General features: G+C 37.6%; 13 protein-coding genes. 12 read left to right on the plus strand and 1 reads right to left on the minus strand.

Translation table 11 applies throughout. From position 1 onward, the window contains the following. Positions 1 to 2: 2 nt before the first annotated feature. Genes L1275_RS07000 through L1275_RS07010 form a run of 3 tightly spaced genes read left to right on the plus strand, consistent with a single transcriptional unit; the run spans position 3 to position 1,788 of the window. The gene (locus tag L1275_RS07000; protein ID WP_253471192.1) at positions 3 to 284 is read left to right on the plus strand and encodes a DUF2089 family protein; all 282 of its coding nucleotides are present in this window, start codon (positions 3 to 5) and stop codon (positions 282 to 284) included. Further along, the gene (locus L1275_RS07005) at positions 281 to 865 is read left to right on the plus strand and encodes a hypothetical protein (protein ID WP_253471194.1); all 585 of its coding nucleotides are present in this window, start codon (positions 281 to 283) and stop codon (positions 863 to 865) included. Before L1275_RS07000 ends, L1275_RS07005 begins: the two co-directional genes overlap by 4 nt. Before the next feature lie 2 nt (positions 866 to 867). Continuing rightward, positions 868 to 1,788, plus strand: a complete 921-nt coding sequence (locus L1275_RS07010; protein ID WP_253471196.1) for an alpha/beta hydrolase — start codon at positions 868 to 870, stop codon at positions 1,786 to 1,788. A gap of 13 nt (positions 1,789 to 1,801) precedes the next feature. On the opposite strand, the gene L1275_RS07015 is transcribed toward L1275_RS07010, so the two are convergent. Next, positions 1,802 to 4,000 (minus strand): radical SAM protein, encoded by a 2,199-nt coding sequence (locus tag L1275_RS07015; RefSeq protein ID WP_253471198.1) that lies wholly within the window; start codon positions 3,998 to 4,000, stop codon positions 1,802 to 1,804. A gap of 329 nt (positions 4,001 to 4,329) precedes the next feature. Between L1275_RS07015 and L1275_RS07020 the strand changes: the two genes are divergently transcribed. From L1275_RS07020 to L1275_RS07060, 9 genes are all read left to right on the plus strand, one after another. Then, positions 4,330 to 6,822, plus strand: a complete 2,493-nt coding sequence (locus tag L1275_RS07020) for a gliding motility-associated C-terminal domain-containing protein (protein ID WP_253471200.1) — start codon at positions 4,330 to 4,332, stop codon at positions 6,820 to 6,822. 226 nt (positions 6,823 to 7,048) lie between these two features. Continuing rightward, the gene (bshC, locus tag L1275_RS07025) at positions 7,049 to 8,638 is read left to right on the plus strand and encodes a bacillithiol biosynthesis cysteine-adding enzyme BshC (protein WP_253471201.1); all 1,590 of its coding nucleotides are present in this window, start codon (positions 7,049 to 7,051) and stop codon (positions 8,636 to 8,638) included. 84 nt (positions 8,639 to 8,722) lie between these two features. After that, positions 8,723 to 9,598 (plus strand): SDR family oxidoreductase, encoded by an 876-nt coding sequence (locus L1275_RS07030; RefSeq protein ID WP_253471203.1) that lies wholly within the window; start codon positions 8,723 to 8,725, stop codon positions 9,596 to 9,598. 167 nt (positions 9,599 to 9,765) lie between these two features. After that, a complete protein-coding gene (locus tag L1275_RS07035; RefSeq protein WP_253471205.1) occupies positions 9,766 to 10,530 on the plus strand; it encodes a ParA family protein in 765 nt (254 codons plus the stop codon). A gap of 18 nt (positions 10,531 to 10,548) precedes the next feature. Then, a complete protein-coding gene (locus L1275_RS07040; protein WP_253471207.1) occupies positions 10,549 to 11,448 on the plus strand; it encodes a ParB/RepB/Spo0J family partition protein in 900 nt (299 codons plus the stop codon). 122 nt (positions 11,449 to 11,570) lie between these two features. Further along, a complete protein-coding gene (locus L1275_RS07045) occupies positions 11,571 to 12,023 on the plus strand; it encodes a DUF5683 domain-containing protein (RefSeq protein WP_253471209.1) in 453 nt (150 codons plus the stop codon). Between the two features lie 12 nt (positions 12,024 to 12,035). Next, positions 12,036 to 12,743 carry a 4-hydroxy-tetrahydrodipicolinate reductase gene (gene dapB / locus L1275_RS07050; protein ID WP_253471211.1) on the plus strand — a complete coding sequence of 236 codons (708 nt, stop codon included), beginning with the start codon at positions 12,036 to 12,038 and terminating at the stop codon, positions 12,741 to 12,743. A 30-nt stretch (positions 12,744 to 12,773) separates the two neighbouring features. Then, entirely contained in the window at positions 12,774 to 14,324 is a 1,551-nt protein-coding gene (lepB, locus tag L1275_RS07055; RefSeq protein WP_253471228.1) for a signal peptidase I, read from the plus strand. A 15-nt stretch (positions 14,325 to 14,339) separates the two neighbouring features. Further along, positions 14,340 to 14,960, plus strand: coding sequence for a WbqC family protein (locus L1275_RS07060; RefSeq protein WP_253471230.1), 621 nt, complete (start codon positions 14,340 to 14,342; stop codon positions 14,958 to 14,960). Positions 14,961 to 15,041 lie beyond the last annotated feature (81 nt).

Raw genomic sequence — 15,041 nt, forward strand, 5'->3', positions numbered from 1 at the left:
ATATGAAAAACAAACTACCCATAAGTTGTCCGAGTTGCCACGATCCTTTAAAGGTGTCGGAATTGACCTGTGATCACTGTGAGACCAAGGTCAGTGGGAAATTTGAGCTCCCCCTATTACTTCAGCTTCCCCAAGAGGAACAAGATTTTATTTTACAGTTCTTTCTATATAGTGGAAGCTTAAAAGAGATGGCTGCCAATATGAATATCAGTTATCCAACCGTGCGCAATAAACTCGACGACATCATCACGCATATAAACCACTTAAAAACTCTCAACAAATGATTTGGCTCACCCAACTTTTTGAAAAAGTCGCAGATAAAAAACTGCTTAGCATCGGATTGGTATCCTTATTAATCGGATCCCTTATCGCTATTAATACCAATGCACGCTTTGATGGTGTTTTGGATATGCATCTGGTAAAGGAAGTACAGCCCATACAACCGTTTTTGGACAATATTATCAACACCATTATCTTGGCTGTTTTATTGTTTGCGCTTGGCAAATACGTCAATTCAAAAACGCGATTTATCGATATTTTAAATACCGCTTTTATTTGTAGAATTCCATTTTACCTACTCCCCTTATTCAATATCAACCATGCAATAACTACGATTACGGATGATTTACTTCCCAATATTGCAGAGCCCGATTTATTACTTCAAAGTTTAGCTACGCCAACTACCTTAATACTAATCGGAAGCTTTGCCCTAGTCAGCATACTTGCGCTTATACTCTTTGCATACCTAGTTTTTAAAGGCTTTAAAACGGCTACTAATCTAAAAAAAACCGTTCATATTATCCTTTTGGTAGTTACTGTCTTAATCGCTGAAGTACTCAGTAAATTCTTAGTTTATCTCTATTAAAAATGAAAGCAATACTACTCTCCTTTATAATTCTATTTTCAACGTCGTTGTTAGCACAATCATTTGAAAAAAAAATGCTTCAAATAGACCCGGAAATTCAAGGTGATTTATATATAGGATCTCCCAACAACGAAACCGTCATAGTAATCATTGCAGGGTCAGGACCCACCGACAGAAATGGTAATCAACCGCCGATGTCGATGAATAATTCCCTAAAATTTCTAGCAGAAGGATTGGCCACCAAGGGACACAACGTTTTTACATTCGACAAGCGCGTGATTGCTCAAATCAAAAACAAACACCTTCCCGAAGGCATTACCTTCGAAAACTCCGTAGATGATGTTGTTCTAATTACAAATAGTTTACGCGAGCAGTTTACGAATATTATTATTGCAGGACATAGCGAAGGAGCTCTAGTAGGCACACTGGCAGCTCAAAAAACTTCTGCAAAAGCTTTTATATCTCTAGCGGGTCCTGGACAGCGTATTGACAAGATTCTTACCAAACAAGTAACGGAGAAGGCGCCTTTTTTAAGAGTAAAGATGGATGAGATCTTTGCCCAATTGAGAAAGGGGCAAATAGTAACTGACGTAATTCCGATGCTACAAAGTTTATTTTTACCGATAAACCAACCTTACATCATGTCGTGGATGAAATATGACCCTACCTTGGAAATCGCTAAATTAAACCTACCTATATTAATTATCAACGGCACCAAAGACATACAGATAGAAGAAAATGAGGCAAAATTATTACATCAGGCATATCCCAAAAGCAAACTCGTACTGATAGAAGGAATGAACCATATTTTTAAAAATATTGAAAAAGACGAAGACAACCTCAAGTCCTACAATAATCCTAAGTTGCCTTTACATCCCGAATTAATTCCGACAATAACAGACTTTTTGAATGCCGTTCCATAAATTGGTACTTACATTACAAAATCAACAAGCCGTTTGAGCGTAAATCTCTAGCGGTTTTTGAGTACCAAAAAGGCTCAAAATCCTCCTGACAATAAGCTTCAAAATCTACTTTCATCTCTTGATAAGTTAGGGTTTTTGAGGCTTTTTCGTTTAGTTTTACAACCAAATCGACAAACCACTCTCCTATTACTTTGTCGGTATCTATAGCTAAGGTGTTTTTTTTAGTATAAAAAAGCATGCTTGCTTTTTCAAAGGTTCTTCCCTTTTTGGTTTTGGTATAAAACTCCAATTGAGGCGAAGTACCCAACCAGAAAACCTTGTTGGTTGGTTTGTAAATTGGAAGCACATCTTGTTCTAACACCGCAGCGATATAATTGGGCGATATCGATGTTCTAGGCACTTTAAAATCAAACCATTCTTGTAAAGCCCAATCAAAACAAACTCCGTGCATAAAGTTAAACAAGGATTTCTTTAAACCGTAGGAAAACTTATCGTGCTGTGCACCTGACTTTTCTTTATGAACCAGATCGTTATTGGCAAAACTACCCAATTCTGTGTTTATTTTGATCACATCAAATAATTCGGGATTCATACCGACCGGGCTGTGTGCGGTCATGGCAAATTGATGCCAAAAACCCGATTGCATAACTCCCATTTCAAACATTTGACGAACCATTTCCAAACTATCTATGGTTTCTTGCGCGGTTTGTGTAGGAAAACCATACATCAAATAAGCGTGCACCAAGATGCCCGCTTCAGTAAAGTTCTTATTGACCCGAGCAACTTGCTCTACGGTCACGCCTTTGTCAATTAATTTTAATAAACGATCAGACGCTACTTCTAATCCGCCGGAAACTGCAATACAACCCGAAGCTTTAAAAAGCAAACACAAATCTTTGGTAAAACTCTTTTCAAATCGAATGTTTGTCCACCAGGATACGGTTATTTTTCTTCGAATAATTTCCAAAGCAACTTCACGCATCAAAGCAGGTGGTGCCGCTTCATCGACAAAATGAAAACCGGTCTCGCCCGTTTGCTCAATTAGGGCCTCCATGCGATCAACGATCTGCTTTGCCGCTACGGGTTCATATACTTTTATATAATCTAAGGATATATCGCAAAAGGTACATTTACCCCAATAGCAACCGTGTGCCATAGTCAATTTATTCCAACGTCCATCACTCCACATTCGATGCATCGGATTGACGATTTCTATCACGGATATATATTCCGATAACAACAAACCCGAGTAATCAGGAGTGCCAACTTCAGCCTGTTTATAATCTCTCTTTAAAGGATTATTAATATATACAACCCTATCCTCCTTTAGCAATAAAGTGCGCTTTAACTCTTCTTGTAAAATCTTTCCCTCCACGTATAAAACGAGATTCTCCAACGGAGCTTCGCCATCATCCAGCGTAATAAAGTCAAAAAACTCAAAAACGCGTACATCGGTCAACGATCGCAATTCCGTATTAGGAAAACCGCCTCCCATCGTAATTTTAATCTGTGGATGGTTTTTCTTAATCCATTGAGCGCAGCGAAAAGAACTGTACAAATTACCTGGAAAAGGCACTGAAAAACCCACTATAGAAGGTTGAGAAGTGCTGATAATTTTCTCTAACAATTTTAAACTGATCTGATCAATATAGGTGGGTTCTTGATGTAAAGCTTCATACAACTCGTCAAAACTATTAGCCGAACGCCCCAATCTTTCGGCATAACGGCTGAAACCAAAGTTAGCATCGACCGTTTCGACAATTAAATCCGATAGATCTTCCAAATATAAGGTAGCTAAATGTTTGGCTTTGTCTTGGATTCCCATAGCTCCAAAGGCCCACTCCAATTCTTCCAATTGATTAAATCGAGAAGCTTGCGGTAGAAAAACATCCTGCGTAATCGCATGAGCCAACGTAGGGTTTTTACCTTGTAAAAAAGCCATAACCGGGTCAATAGTAGCCTTATACTCGTGTTGCAAAGCTACTATACGTCGGGTATTTTCAGAAAAATCCCCGTTATGAAGCTTGATGTATTCAAATAAATCCACCAGTCCTCGTTTAGAAAAAAGCTCTAAAATAACTTCGATTCCCAGATCAGACTGAAAACAAGCAATGGATTTCGTATTAAAAAAACCTTTGATATAAGCCGTAGCGGGATAAGGAGTATTTAATTGCGTAAAAGGCGGTGTAATTAAAGTAACTGTTGTTTCCAAGACTTTGAAATAAAGTACAAAAGTAATCAATTAATCTTTAGTTTAACGATACCTTGAAATTACAGAAACCGTATCAAAACAGCGCATATTCAACAATATTAATTAAAATACATCACATACTTAATATATTGTTAATTTTTTATATATATTTGAATAGCTTACCTTTAGATTAAAAGGAATGCGATTTCCAAGGATTTAAACTACGTGGACTTTACGCAAAAATTAAAAAAGTAATTATGAAATCGCCACGAAAACAACGCGTTTATACAACAAACGCCAATGATGATAAAGCGATGTCATATAACTTTATATAAAGATCTTATTGATATATGAAAAATATACTGCTTTTTACAATCGCACTACTGTACAATCTGACCTCCTATAGTCAGGCTGTCAGCCCCAGTGATATCATAGGAGTTTGTTCCAACCAAAACATTGTCAATCCCACTCCAACTGGTACCAAATACAACAACCTGATCACTCATTGTAGCACCATACCGTTGACCAACACTTTAGTACTTTACTATGTAGAGATCATGTCAGGAACAACCTTTGCCTTTACGATTACTCCCACCAATGATGTGGATTATGATTTTGCTACTTGGCTAAACCCCAACATCAATAATTTAGGTCCTGCCGATCGAGGATCACAAAACAGTCCGCTACAAACCGGTGTATATACCGTAGGTCTATCCCTACACGAACCGATAGAAACCTGCGAATTGCCCAGCGCAAATATCAGTGGACTGATACCGGGTATGGTTCGTTATTACGATGTTCAACCCGGTGATGCAATCTTGATTGCCGTAAATAGATGGTCTACCAAAGATTCCGGATTTACCCTATCCTTTGAAGGAGATGCGATTCTTAATTGTATCTTATTGGATAAAGCTTACCATAAATGTGACTTTGACAACGATGGGAAGGAAAACTTTGATCTCACTGAAATCGCTGATGAAATCAAAACTAGTGATCCCACCTATGTAGTTGACTTTTTCGCTTCAGAAATCGATGCCAACAATGCCACGGCGACCAATACCTTACCGTCAAATCACACCGCATATACCGCTAGTAACCCCAATTCTATTTACGCTCGCGTCAAACGTCCTAACGGGATTTTAAAAAAGGTCATGAAAATCGATCTTATTGTTGACAAATCCCCCGTTATCAAGCAGAAAAAAATCAGCTATGAAAGCTGTGATTATGACAGGTCCGGAACGGTTTCCTTTGACTTGACCAGCATGCAACCCACTATAGCAAACGGGCAAACGGATTTACAGTTTAAATATTATGAAAACTTATCCGACGCTGAAGACAACAATAATAAAACGATCGTTCAACCTCAAAAATATGTTTCTGGATTAAAAACCGTGTATATACGTGTAGCAATCAATGATAAATGTGCGAAAATCGTCGAAGCCGATCTCATACTGATTTATCCGCCAACTCTACTAGAAACCGAAATTGAATACGAACTGTGCGAGAGAGAATACACCGAAAAGGCTATTTTCGACTTGACCAGTCAAGAAAAATTTATCGCAAATAATCAAAAGGATCTCGTTTTTAAATATTATGAAAATCTAGTTGATGCAGAACAAGACAATGCCAATTTTATCTCAACTCCTACGTCGTATACAGCAACAAGCAGAACCGTTTATACTCGAGTAAGTATACAGGGAAAATGTGCACTAACGGCAACTTTAAACTTAATAGTTGACAGCAATCCACGGGTAACCGACACACAATTTGATTATGAAATTTGTGACGATGATTTAGACGGCATGGAAACTTTCGATTTAAAAAGTTATGAATCTATTATTGTATCCGATCCAACCGGTATCGAATTTAAATATTACAAAAACCTGACAGATGCTCAAAATAACAGCGCGGCTGTTATTAGCAATACCAAAGAATTCACTTCAAAGAAAACGACGGTTTACGTCAGAATCACTTTAAATCAAAAATGTCCAATTCTGGTAGCCTTAAATTTAATTCCAAGTCGCACAACTCTAAGCTCTAGCGAGACTCGTATTTCCGAAATTTGCGGTGAAGAACATACTGATGGATTGCGTTTTAATTTAACTCGCGCATTGACGTCTCTACTAAAAGGGGAACAATCGGGTAAATATAAAATCAGCTATTACCGAGAAGAAGAAGATGCCAGAAACGCGAACAATGCACTGGAAAACTATAAATCTCATCTGGTAGCCTATGGCACCGAAGAAACCGTCTATGTTCGCTTTGAAAATGGAAAAGGCTGTTATATCATTTCCCATATATCTCTCGAATCCAATAGACGAATCACGATTCCAGATCAGTACAACAAAGAATGTGATCCTTATCAGCTTCCGGTACTACCCGAAGCCTATGCTTATTATACCCAACCGCATGGACCACGAGGAACCGGAACCCGGATCGATCCAAAGGCACCCGAAAGCAGTTCGATTTTCGGTAAACGCCTGATCTATATTTATGCCAGTTCTAAAGGTGAAAAAGACCTTGTTGACAAAGAAAAACCAGATGCCGATGAATGCATCTTTGAAACCAGCTTTACCGTCTTTAACAACGATTGTAAAATACCTAAGGGTATATCACCAAATGGAGATGGCAAAAACGACTCTTGGGATTTGACGCCATTCGGTGTCACCGATGTAGTGATTTTCAATAGATGGGGACAAGAAGTATATCAGTTCTCAGGAAACTATATCAATCAATGGTATGGACAATCGAGCAGTGGAAAAGAATTACCCGACGGGACCTATTGGTATAGCCTCGAAACACTCAACGGAAAATTGCAAGGCTGGGTGCAAATAATGCGATGATTTTAAAATGGTAGGGTGAGATTTTAGCCTTAACTGAGGAAGTTGCTGCATATTAAAAAACCACAAAGTTGCTATCAAAGTTAGAAATACTTAAAAGTATCCAGCTAAACAGACTTGGAAGAATCGTACTATGCATTGAAAATGTTAAATCGATATGCTTCAAACCCAATATCGATTTATTTTCTTTAAGGTTCTTTTTTTCTTTAAATTAGCAAAAAAACAAACTATGCCTTTGGACTGTATTACTTATCAAAATTCCGGTTATTTTTCCGAGTTAATTATAGACTATCTCAACCAAGAGCCCAAAATAAAAGAACTCTATCATCGATTTCCTACCTTAGAGAATTTCGAAGATCAATTTCAGGAAAAACAGCAACAATTTCCAAAAGCCCATCGTGAGGTATTGCATCAAGCATTACAGTTACAATATCAAAAGTTCCATACGAGTAAAGAAACCCAACAAAACATAGACAGTCTACTTTCTGAGCAGACTTTTACGATAACCACTGGCCATCAATTAAATTTGTTCACAGGACCTTTATACTTTCTTTATAAAATCATCTCGACGATCAATTTGACCCAGCAATTAAAAAAACAATATCCGAAACAAAATTTTGTACCGGTTTATTGGATGGCCACAGAGGATCACGATTTTGACGAGATCAATCACTTTCAATTTGAAGATAAAAAAATCCAATGGAACAGAGCGGCTTCTGGCCCAGTAGGTAGATTATCTACCGAAGATTTAGACAAAGTTTTTACCGTGTTTTCTTCTCATTTAGGTGCTGGTATTCATGCCAACCAAATCAGAGATTGGTTTAAAAAAGCTTACCTAGAGCACGACAATCTAGCCGATGCAACGCGTTATTTGGCCAATGCCCTTTTTGGTCAACACGGTCTTATTATTTTGGACGGCGATGACAAAGAACTAAAAACGATATTTGCCCCTTATGTTCAAGCAGAGCTTTACGAACAAAGTTCTTTCACAAAAACTCAACAGAGTTTTGACTTATTAAACGATTATTTCATACAAGTAAATCCCCGAGAAATCAATCTCTTCTATATCAAAGATGGATTGAGAGAACGCATCTTATTTGAACAAGACCAATATAGGATCAACCATACTAACCTCGTCTTTTCACGCGAAGCTATTTTGGAAGAACTTCGAGCATTTCCGGAACGATTTAGTCCAAACGTGATTCTTCGTCCCCTATATCAAGAGATCATTTTACCCAATCTCTGCTATATTGGCGGCGGTGGCGAATTAGCATATTGGTTGGAATTGAAGAAAGTGTTTGAACACCATCAGATCGTATTCCCGATGTTGTTGTTGCGCAATGCGGTACTATTGGTTAGTGAGAAACAAAACAAAAAGATCGAACGCCTCAAACTGAGCTGGCAAGAGCTGTTTCTAAAACACGATGAATTAATTCGTTTAAAGAGTAAGGCCTTATCAAATAACACATTTGACTTTGACCAACAGCGGCAATTTCTGCTAGCCCAATTTGAAGACCTAGAAAAGATAGCTTTGAAAACCGACGCCTCCTTTATCGGAGCCGTTAAAGCACAGGCAAAAAAACAATTGAACGGATTAGACCATTTGGAACAACGCCTATACAAGGCAGAGAAAAAGCTTAACGGTGAAGCTCTTGAACGGATTAGTCATATTCATTTGAGTTTGTTCCCAAACAACAGCTTACAAGAGCGGGTAGTCAATTTTTCGGAATTCTATAAGGAATACGGCGAGCAATTTATCGACCGTTTATTCGAAGAACTAAAACCTCTTGAACATCAATTCAATATCATCCGACTATAAATTCAAATCCGATACAAATTTCAAAAGATATATGCATGCATATATCTTTTTTGTTATATTTACGTAACGTATAAATTTTAAGTTATGGATTTTACTGCTAAAATGCTTCGTGATGGAGCCCTTGACGACAAGGTAATTGTTGTAACTGGTGGAGGAAGTGGCTTGGGAAAAGCCATGTCTACTTATTTTTTAGAATTGGGAGCAAAAGTAGCTATTACCTCTAGAGATATTGAGAAATTAAAAACAACCGCTACTGAATTGGAAGCCTTAACAGGAGGAACATGTTTACCTATTGCTTGTGACGTACGTCATTACGATCAAGTGGAGAACATGCTAAAAGAGGTACTTGAAAAATTTGGAAAAGTAGATGTGCTATTAAACAATGCTGCGGGTAATTTTATTTCACCCACGGAGCGCTTGTCTTCCAATGCTTTTGACACGATTATCGACATTGTACTCAAAGGGTCTAAGAATTGTACTTTAGCTTTTGGAAAACACTGGATCGATCAGAAGGAACGCAACAAAGTTATTTTAAATATCACCACCACTTATGCCTGGACAGGATCGGGATATGTAGTTCCCTCTGCCACGGCTAAAGCTGGAGTATTGGCGATGACCCGTAGTTTGGCCGTTGAATGGGCAAAATACGGTATCCGATCTAATGCTATTGCTCCTGGTCCATTCCCTACTAAAGGCGCTTGGGATCGCTTACTGCCTGGAGATTTACAAGAAAAATTTGATTTAACGAAGAAAATACCACTTCGCCGTGTCGGTGTTCATCAGGAATTAGCGAATCTAGCTGCCTATTTGGTTTCTGATTTTTCATCTTTTGTCAACGGTGAAGTAGTTACCATAGATGGAGGAGAATGGCTACAAGGTGCCGGCGAATTCAATATGCTCGAACAAATACCTTCGGAAATGTGGGACATGCTCGAAGCCCATGTACGAAACAAGAAATAAGTCTCATTTTTAAATTTATAAAGAAGTCAATCTTAATTTTTTTAGTTTGACTTCTTTTTTTATATAAAACACTGAGCAATAGATACTTTTGCAAATTGTTGATAAATTAGATTTTCTAAACCCATAAAAAATTGTATTTTTACGACTCAAAATATTTTAGATACAAAATGGGTAAAATTATTGCAATTGCCAACCAAAAAGGAGGCGTTGGAAAAACCACAACTTCTGTTAATCTCGCAGCGTCTTTAGGTGCTTTGGAGAAAAGAGTGCTTTTAATTGATGCCGATCCACAAGCCAACGCTACTTCTGGACTAGGAGTAGATGTTGAAACCATTGAAATCGGGACTTATCAATTATTAGAACACAGCAATACCCCAGAGGAAGCCATCATTTCTTGTTCTGCTCCTAACGTATCTCTAATTCCAGCTCATATCGATTTGGTTGCTATTGAGATTGAATTGGTTGACAAAGAAAAAAGAGAATATATGCTTAAGCAGTCTTTGGCAAGCATCAAAGACCAATACGACTATATAATTATTGATTGCGCCCCTTCTTTGGGACTGTTAACCTTAAATGCTTTAACAGCTGCTGACTCTGTTGTGATTCCGATTCAATGTGAATACTTCGCTTTAGAGGGACTAGGAAAATTATTAAACACCATTAAAAGTGTTCAAAAAATACACAATCCCGATTTAGATATTGAGGGCCTATTATTGACGATGTATGATTCTCGCTTGCGACTGTCCAATCAAGTTGTCGAAGAAGTTCAAAAACACTTCAACAATATGGTATTTAAAACCATCATACAGCGAAATGTAAAACTCAGTGAAGCCCCTAGTTTTGGAGAGAGTATTATCAATTATGATGCAACCAGCAAAGGAGCTACCAATTATTTAAGCTTGGCAGAAGAAATTATTCAAAAGAACAAATAAGTTGCGTATACGATAATTATGGCAAAGGCAATAAAAAAACAGGCTTTAGGAAGAGGTTTATCCGCCTTGCTAAAAGATCCTGAAAACGATATAAAATCTGCAGCAGACACCAATGCTGATAAAGTAGTCGGTAATATTATTGAATTGGATATCGATGCTATTGAAATCAATCCATTTCAACCTAGAACCAACTTCAACGAAGATTCTTTAAAAGAATTGGCTACGAGTATTAAAGAACTCGGAGTGATTCAACCGATAACGGTTCGAAAAGTAGAATTTAATAAATACCAACTAATCTCTGGAGAACGCCGTTTGCGCGCCTCTAAATTGGTCGGTTTAACTACTGTCCCAGCCTATATTCGCTTGGCAAACGATAACGATTCTCTAGTGATGGCCTTGGTTGAAAACATCCAACGTCACGACTTAGATCCAATTGAAATTGCCCTCTCCTACCAACGTTTGATCGATGAAATCCAATTGACGCAAGAGCAAATGAGTGATCGTGTAGGTAAAAAGCGATCTACCATTGCTAATTACTTACGATTATTGAGATTAGACCCGATTATTCAAACGGGAATTCGCGACGGCTTTATCACGATGGGCCACGGTAGAGCGATTATAAACATCGATGATCTTGATGCTCAAACCGACATTTACCACAAAATCATTAGTGAAAACTTATCCGTACGCGAAACGGAAGCTTTGGTAAAGAGTTACCAGCAGAAATTATTGGGCTTAGACGATAAACCAGCTAAACCGAATACTTATAAATTACCCGAAAATTACCAAAACACTTTTGCTTCCTTTTTTGGAGCGAAAGTGGATATCAAAGCGACAGCCAATGGAAAAGGGAAGATTTCAATACCGTTCCATTCAGAAGAAGATCTTCATAGAATAATCAAACTCCTAGAAGAGTAGTGAAACAAATAACGTACCTTATTTTAATCGGATTTTGTATAGTAAATGTTGCAAAATCCTATAGTCAATCCAGTTCAGATACGCTACAATTTAGCACTCCTGACGTGATTGTGGAGAAACCAATGGATCCATTATCACCTGCAAGAGCTGCATTTTACTCGGCCGTAGTTCCAGGATTGGGTCAATTTTACAATAAAAAATACTGGAAAGTTCCTATCCCTTATATCGGGATGGGAATTTCGCTTTATTTCTATTCCGACAACCATAAGAAGTATAAGGAATACAGAAATGAATATAAAAAACGACTCAATCACACCAATAATCCCGATGACCCAAAATTTGGCAGAATAGATAGCGATAGAGTCATTGCAGGACAGCGTTTCTATCAACGAAATCGTGATTTATCGGCCGTAATTACAGCTGGAATCTATATACTTACCATCATTGATGCCAATATCGATGCTCATTTATTGCAATTTAACGTCAGCGATCAATTAACATTTCAGCCAACGTTTCAACTCAATGAAGTAGACTACCAATACCAATACGGATTGAGTTTACAGTATAAATTTTAACAAGACAACTTTATGAAAATAGCACTTTTGGGATATGGTAAAATGGGCCAAATCATCGAAAAAATCGCTCGTGACCGCGGTCACGAAATCGTTCTTAAAAAAACGAGTACTACCTCTTTTGACCAATTAGACCAAGCCGATGTTGCTATTGACTTCAGTATACCCGATGTTGCGGTTACCAATATCAAAGCAGCTTTAGACCTCAATATCCCAGTTATTTCCGGTACCACCGGTTGGCTAGAACAATACGACGAAATCTGCGAATATTGCGAACTTAAAAATGGCGCTTTTTTATACGGCTCCAACTTTAGCGTTGGCGTGAATATCTTCTTTCAACTTAATGAATACCTAGCACAGATCATGAGTCAATTAGATTCATACCAAGTATCTATGGAAGAAATTCATCATACTCAGAAACTCGATGCCCCAAGTGGAACAGCGATTACCTTGGCTCAAGATATCATCAAAAACTCTAGCTACACCCTATGGTCTCTCGATGAGAAAACCGCAGCCGATTCAATTCCAATTTATGCGAAACGCATAGATCAAGTTCCCGGTACACATACTGTAGACTATAGTTCTGATATCGATACCATCGAAATCAAACACACCGCTCATAATCGCAATGGATTTGCCTTAGGAGCCGTATTAGCTGCAGAATGGATTTTTCATAAAAAAGGCATCTTTTCTATGAAAGATGTTTTAAATTTGAAAAAATAACAGCCTTTTTAAAAACTTAATTCTTAAGCTATGACACTTATACAATGGTTTATATTTTTCTTAATCATCCAAGTTGTGCACTTTGCCGGAACTTGGAAACTATATCAAAAAGCAGGTAGAAAACCTTGGGAAGCAATAGTCCCTGTTTATAATGCCATCGTTTTAATGAAAATCATCAACCGACCAACATGGTGGGTGATCTTACTTTTTATTCCTATAGTAAACTTAATTATGTTTCCTGTGGTATGGGTTGAAATCCTCAGAAGCTTTGGGAAAAACAAAACTGCAGATACCATACTTGGCGTAGTAACGCTAGGCTTGTATATCTACTATATCAATTATGCCGTTGATGTTACCTATATTCCAAACCGCAGTTTAAAACCGACCACTTCTTCTGGAGAAACGGTAAGCTCCATTTTATTTGCCGTGGTTGTCGCAACATTAATACATACGTATATCATACAACCCTTTACCATTCCAACTTCTTCGTTAGAGAAAACCTTGTTGGTTGGTGATTTCCTGTTTGTGAGTAAAATCAATTATGGTCCACGAACACCGATGACTACCGTAGCCTTACCGATGGTTCATGATTCTATACCTTTTACAAAAACAAAATCGTATTTAATTGAACCGCATCTACCTTATTTTAGACTGCCTGGATTCCAAAAAGTACAACACAACGATATCGTTGTTTTTAACTGGCCTACGGATACTGTTTATGACTTTTCAGGCAAACATACCCAAGGTGTATACAAACCCCTTGACAAAAAGACCAATTACGTTAAGAGAACTGTTGGTTTACCCGGTGAGAGCCTAGAAATCAAAGATGGTGTTGTATATACCGACGGAAAAGAACTGATTTTAAACGATCGTGCCAAATTACAATATTCGTATACCGTTGTTACCGACGGAACGCCTATAGATCAAAATTTTATCTTACGCGATTTAAAAACCACTGAACCGTTTGGTTATACCGCCGTGGATACGATGTTATTTTATGCTTTGACCTTCGATAATGTAGAGCGTTTGAAAACCCTATCCAATGTAAAAAGTATCACACGTATTATTGATAAAACAGCAACAACTGCTATATTTCCACATACTAAAAATTGGACACAAGACAACTTAGGGCCTATTCCAATTCCAAAGAAAGGTCAAGTTGTAAAATTGAACGCGGAAACATTGCCGTTTTACAAACGCGTTATAACTGCCTACGAACACAATACGCTAGAGACAAACGGAGAAGAAATTAAAATAAACGGTCAACCTGTTACGGAATACACCTTTAAACAAGACTATTACTACATGATGGGAGACAACCGTCACAACTCTCTAGACAGTAGATACTGGGGATTTGTACCGGAAGACCATATTGTAGGAAAACCCGTTTTCGTTTGGATGAGTTTGGATCAAAATGTACCGTGGAGCAAAGCCATAGACAAAATCCGTTGGGAACGCATGTTTACTACCGTTGGTGGCAATGGCGAACCGGTATCCTATTTCAAATACTTTGTAATCCTAGTAATTGGATGGATTGGATATGATTTTTATAAAAAGAGAAAAGCGAAAAGAAATTCGTAAATGAAGTTTTATTAAATGGATATTTTATTACACCCTACCTACTTTCCGTCGATCAGTCAGTTCGTAGCCATGGCGCAGGCCGATACCATTACTTTTGAAGTAGATGATAACTTTCAAAAGCAAACGAATAGAAATAGAATGTATATCTATAGTGCCAATGGAATGCAAATGCTCAATATACCTGTTAAACACGCTATAGACCTGCATCAAAAGTTTAAAGACGTACAGATAGAGAATTCCTTCAATTGGCAAAAACAACATTTAAAATCCCTAGAGGCATCATATAGAACCTCTCCGTATTTTGAATATTTTGAAGATGATATTCGCCCGATATTTGAAAAGAAACATCAATTTCTGATGGATCTCAATTTTCAAATTTTAGAAATCCTAACCGATTGTTTGGCTTTACCAATAACGTATAGCAAAACAGAGGAGTATTTAAAAGATCCTGTTCAAAGTTTAGATCTACGCCATTTAGTCAATGGAAAAAAAGATGATTCGCAATTCGAATCCTATGTACAAGTATTCGATGACAAATATGGTTTTATAAGTAATTTAAGCATACTCGACCTCCTTTTCAATGAGGGAAGACATGGAGTAGACTATTTAAAGAATCAGCACTTAGTTATGAAATAAAAAAAACGCTCTAAAAGTTAGAGCGTTTTTTTTTACTATTTCTTTTTATTTTTCATCAAAACCGTAAACTTGATTCAGAAA

Source organism: Flavobacterium sp. HSC-61S13 (assembly GCF_024171535.1).
In the GTDB taxonomy this organism is placed as follows: domain Bacteria; phylum Bacteroidota; class Bacteroidia; order Flavobacteriales; family Flavobacteriaceae; genus Flavobacterium.